Annotated in this window: 4 protein-coding genes and 1 pseudogene; all 5 read right to left on the bottom strand. The window is 47.2% G+C overall.

From position 1 onward, the window contains the following. Positions 1 to 375: 375 nt before the first annotated feature. On the bottom strand, positions 376 to 1,218 hold the full coding sequence (locus tag ABW391_RS25035; RefSeq protein ID WP_353484643.1) for a sugar phosphate isomerase/epimerase family protein: 843 nt from the start codon (positions 1,216 to 1,218) through the stop codon (positions 376 to 378). A 32-nt stretch (positions 1,219 to 1,250) separates the two neighbouring features. Next, positions 1,251 to 2,957: a GMC oxidoreductase gene (locus ABW391_RS25030; RefSeq protein WP_353484642.1), complete on the bottom strand. Its 1,707-nt coding sequence runs from the start codon at positions 2,955 to 2,957 to the stop codon at positions 1,251 to 1,253. Between the two features lie 59 nt (positions 2,958 to 3,016). Continuing rightward, positions 3,017 to 3,532, bottom strand: a complete 516-nt coding sequence (locus tag ABW391_RS25025) for a gluconate 2-dehydrogenase subunit 3 family protein (RefSeq protein WP_353484641.1) — start codon at positions 3,530 to 3,532, stop codon at positions 3,017 to 3,019. 23 nt (positions 3,533 to 3,555) lie between these two features. After that, a complete protein-coding gene (locus ABW391_RS25020; protein WP_353484640.1) occupies positions 3,556 to 4,314 on the bottom strand; it encodes a 3-keto-disaccharide hydrolase in 759 nt (252 codons plus the stop codon). A 188-nt stretch (positions 4,315 to 4,502) separates the two neighbouring features. Then, positions 4,503 to 5,247 (bottom strand): annotated as a pseudogene (locus tag ABW391_RS25015) (serine hydrolase domain-containing protein); the annotation flags it as partial.

The raw sequence follows: 5,247 nt of genomic DNA, 5'->3' as shown, positions 1-5,247 counted from the left end.
CCCAGGGCGGCGCAGAATCCTTGAATGCCGCGGTGGCAACCGGGATTATTTGTGCAGCGATGCGTTCGTAGGGGGCAACCTCAGGGCAAACAGATTAAAAGATCAAAAGCAAATTGCCTTGACGATCATCACAAAAGATTGTTTTTCAATGCTTTGTAATATTTTCCGCTAAATTTCAGAACCCCCGACACCTGGAAGGGGAGTACATTCTAGGTAATTAAAAACCTTACTTTTGCTTAAGAAAGGTAAAATATAGACCTAACGTAAGCTTTGCTCCCCTTCCAGGGGCTTGGGGGTTGGTAACTTGCGTAAAATATTCCACTGCAACAACAATTTTATTGCGTTTGCCCTAGGGTGCACTGCCGCGCAACAAAATCATTTTAACCCTTTCAAATACGCAATACTCTTGGGCACATTGACCATTTCCAGGTTGCTTTCATCCTCGATGAAACAATGGGTCACGCCCGCTTTTTTGGCAATTTTGAGAATTCCTCTAAAATCAGCCTGACCAGTACCCAGTACCACGTCATTTTCAGCAGGAGTATGTCCACTCAAATCACCCACAACCCCTTTTCGCAGATCCTTGAGGTGCATCAATTTCCAGCGGCCTTTGTATTTTTTGAGTAAAGACACTGGATCGCCGCCGCCATGCAAAGTCCAGAGCACATCCATCTCAAAAGACACGTAAGCAGGATTGGTGTTTTTGATCAGGTAATCAAACAAAGTTCCATCTTCATAGGGTTGGAATTCGTAACCGTGATCGTGGTAGCAAAACGTAATGCCGTTTTCTTTCAGGATCTTGCCAGCACTGTTGAACACCTCAACCGCCTTTTTGGCATCCTCCAGCGTAAAGGTGTTGCCTTTGTGAGGAATCCAGGCGCACATCACGTAGGTAGATCCCAGGATCTTGGCCGTTTTGACAATTTCCATCGGATCTTTGACCAATTGCTCATAGCCCGCTCCGGTTGAAGGGATGCTGATGCCCCGTTCGGCGCAAAGTTTCCGAAATTGTTCTGGGCTCATGCCTTTTGGCGCTCCGCCTTCAATCTCCGTAATGCCCATCATCTGGATGGAATCCAAAGTGGAAATGGCATTGATGGGAAAGCTGCGGCGAAAAGTATAGGCCTGAGCGCCAATGGGATATTTGTACAGCGATTTTTGGCCTTGCATGTCGCTCAAACAGAGCAAACCAAGCAGTAAAAACAAGTATTTTTTCATGTTAAAAGTATTTTCAGAGTGAAAAATTCAGGTTATAAAATTCGCTTTTTCAAGGCGGATACTGCATAGTTGGCCGCCCGCGCAGTGATGGCCATATAAGTCAAAGACGGATTTTGAGTGCCAGTAGAAGTCATGCACGCACCGTCGCTCACAAAAACGTTTTTGCAGGAATGCAGCTGGTTCCATTCGTTGAGCAGCGAGGTTTTCGGATCCTTACCCATGCGCACGCCCCCCATTTCGTGAATATCAGAACCTGGATTTGAATGGGAATCATTTGCATTGATGTTTTTGAAACCAGCTTTGGTAAACATTTCTTCCACCTGCTCCTGAAAGTCCTTGACCATTTTGTCGTCGTTTTCCGTCCAGGCTACGGAGGTGATCAACTGGGGGATGCCGTATTTATCCTTGAGTTCGGTATGCAAGCGCAGGTGGTTTGATTCGATGGGAACAGTTTCTCCTTGCATCCAGGCACTAATGCCCCAATTGCCCAAGGCAGGGTGAAGGAGTTGATTTTTCAGGTCTTCCCCAATTCCTTCGCGGTTGCTGCCTGACCAACGTCCAGCTCCAACCCCGATTGAATAGCCGCGTAGAAAATCCATTTCCTGCTTTTGCACATTGCGGAAACGCGGAATGTACCCGTTGCTGGGATTTTTACCCGAAGTGGTTTTATCCTGAAAGCCTTCTACCTGTGCGCTTGCTTTGCCCCGGTAGTTGTGGCAGGCGAAATATTTTCCGAGTAGCCCACTGTCATTGCCCAATCCTGTGGGAAACTGGGTTGAAAGAGAGTTGAGCAAAATTAGGTTGCTGTTTACTGCGCCAGCATTTACAAAGATAATTTTGGCGAAATACTCGATCATTTCTCCCGTATTGGCGTCTACAACGCGTACGCCACTGGCTTTGCTTTTTTTTGCATCGAAAATGATAGAATGGACTACGGAATGAGGCCGCAAGGTCATTTTTCCGGTTTTTGCCGCCGCAGGTAGGGTAGAGGCATTGGCACTAAAATAACCACCCAAAGGACAGCCTCGATTGCAGAGGTTGCGGTGCTGGCATTTTCCTCTGCCTTGTTGCAAATGAACAGCTTGTGGGCTGGTAAGGTGCGCGCAACGCCCCTGGATCAGTTGCCGATCGGTATAGTTTTGGGCCAGTACCCCTTGCAGGTGCTGTTCTACACAGTTCAATTCAATGGGGGGCAAAAACTCGCCATCGGGCAGGTGTGGTAGACCATCTTTATTGCCCGAAATGCCAGCGAATTTCTCGACATGGCTGTACCAAGGCGCAATATCGGCGTAGCGGATCGGCCAATCCACGGCATACCCATCACGGGCAGGGCCTTCAAAATCGAAATCGCTCCAACGTTGGGTTTGACGGGCCCAGAGCAGCGACTTGCCACCAACATGATAACCTCGCGTCCAGGAAAAGGGTTTTTCTTGCACAAAAGGTTGTTCGTCGGGTTTGATGGCCCAGTGCAGGGTTTCTTCCCGCATAAAACTGCGGATGGAACCGTATGCTTCGCGTACCGCCAGGGGAACCTGGCCGCGGTGTTCAAATTCCCAGGGGTGTTTGTTGGCAGTTGGGTAATCTTCGATGTGTTTGACGTCCCGGCCCCGTTCGAGTACCAGGGTTTTGAGGCTATTTTCACAGAGTTCTTTGGCCGCCCAGCCCCCACTGATGCCCGAGCCAATCACAATTGCATCGTAGGTGTTCTTTTTGATTGCGTCGATGGAGATATTTGCCATTTCAGTTGAAAAGTTGAAGCGTTGAAAGTTGAAATACGAAGTTGTAGAGCATTCAATGCTCAAATCGATACACAACCATAGTAATGCCCTGGCGCCATTTCGTACTTCAAAAAAGTGGTTTGTACATACTCCGAACTGGTATACCCCTGTATCGTGAGGTTTTTGATCAGGCTGTAAAAATCTTTCAGGTTGGAGTCTGTCTCCTTTTCAAGGCTCAGCAATAATTGCTCTTTTTGTAGCGTAGTGAGGTTGGCAAAGCTTTTCTGGTAACGCTCAATAGCCAGTTTTTCTACCACAGCCAGACCTTTTTCCACATTCTCTATCACTTTTTTCTCGTAACAATCGGCCAGCATGGTATTGACAAAGGCGGGTACACCCAGCGATTTGGCACCTTTGGTATCCGATTCAGGGATGATGGTTTCAATTATCAGCGCCAGGGTATTTTCAGCAGCTGAATTCAGCGACTTGCCCACCATGGGTAAACTGTCCAGCGACCAGGCTTTGGCCCAATTCGGTAGTGCGATAAGTCCTCCGGCTAGGAGTGCGATGTTTTGAATGGATTTGCGTCTGTGCATGGTAATGGTTTTAAAAAGAAGCTTTATTTCAAAAGTTTCGCAGGTATTTTATCAATCGGACGGATGCGGATGTTGCGGTAATATACTTCTGCTCCTTCGGACTGAATTTGAATTTTTCCTTTGGTCAAGGGTTCTGAACCACTGCCTACAAGGCGTTGAGAATGGCGCAAGACCATGTTTACTTTTCCATTGATCATATGCACTGCGGTTCCAGCTAGACAATAGATGTCGATGGTGTTCCATTCGCCCGCAGGTTTTTCGCAATTGGCAGCCCTAATACAATGTCTGCCTTGGGGACTTTTTTCTGAAAAGGTCAATAAGGTTCCATTGGGGTCATAAACCCACTCTTTTTCACTTTGCTTTTTGGCCAAAACATCAAAAGTTCCCCCCGCTACCCCCCAGTAGTCTCCACAATCGCCTTCTTGTACCTGATATTCTTGTGATTGCATCCAAAAGCCACCATCAGCACCATGTTTCCCATTGGCATGATAGAGTACACCACTGTCCATTTTTGCATTTAGTTTAGGTGCCCATTTCAATTTGCCCCACTTGAATTGCAATTGCAAATGGTAGTTTTCAAATTCGTCACGGGTAGATACTCCACCAAAATGCTGGCCGGTAATGTGCAACGCACTTTGCTCATCTTCAGTTACTACACTGAAAACCTTCTGAGGATCATTGTTTAAACCCGGCGCTGGAGTCTCCTTTTGAAGTTCCCCTTTGTCAGAAAATGGTTGACCAATATAAACATCCCAGCCGCTCAAATCGATACCGTTGAGCAAATTGCGCCAGGGGGCTTTTGACCTATTTTTTTCCTGAAGGACAAGGTGCGGATTGTCCTTCTGAAAAATTGGTAAACCCTGCTGCACTAAGAGTAAGACCAGACCAAGGGGTAAAAAAAAGTATTGTCGAAATTTTGAATGGTACATATCGATTTTACAATGTGGAGCGCTTGCTCCTGGTGAAAAATTCAGGCCATTTTTCCTTTTAAAACAGGCCTGAGGTCTTTGTTGGTGGCATTGAGCCTCACGCGGCTATTGGCAAAAGTGACCTGAATACCAGCGTCGGAAAGCTTGCAGGTCACCACATCGTGATGTGGACTTTCGATGTAGCGCCAGGTCATTTCAAAGGTGTTCTCGTCTTTCCAGATTCCGCAGGCTACCGTTTTTTTGAGTCGAACCCCACTGGACCGAGAGACGGATTTGGGCAGCAAATCGTTGCCAGGGAAAGTAGTCTCGCCAGCTTTCCAGGTGCCAATGCCGCAGGGAATTTGGTAATTCTCTTTTTCTCCTTCCCAATCAAGCATGCACAATCCTTTGGAAAAACTCAGGCGTAAAGTCTTAAGCTGCATTTCATTGCCCTCCAATTGATAGATGCGCTTGGATGCTTTTTTTACCCAACTGGATTGGATGCTGCTTTTGGGCATGGGTAAAGCCAAACTTGTGGTTTTGGATTTTAATACTCCAGCAGTATTGCTTTGCGCATTCGGCGGGTCAAATGCGGGCAAGATGTATTCCCAAACCAAATCCAGTTGGTCTTGCATGTTGGGACTTTCGCTGGTGATGGCCAATACTGCATCTTGCTCGGGCATGACGATCGTGTACTGACCAAAAGCCCCGTCACCGCGGTAAGCATTGTGCTGGCAACGCCAGAATTGATAGCAATAGCCTTGTAGCCAATCGTTTTGGGCATTGGGTCTGGCTGGTTTTTCCGGA

Origin of the sequence: Haliscomenobacter sp. (genome assembly GCF_040403615.1) — a bacterium.
Taxonomy (GTDB): domain Bacteria; phylum Bacteroidota; class Bacteroidia; order Chitinophagales; family Saprospiraceae; genus Haliscomenobacter.
The sequence above is the reverse complement of the archived record's forward strand: the minus strand, read 5'-3'. Positions and strand labels throughout refer to the sequence as shown.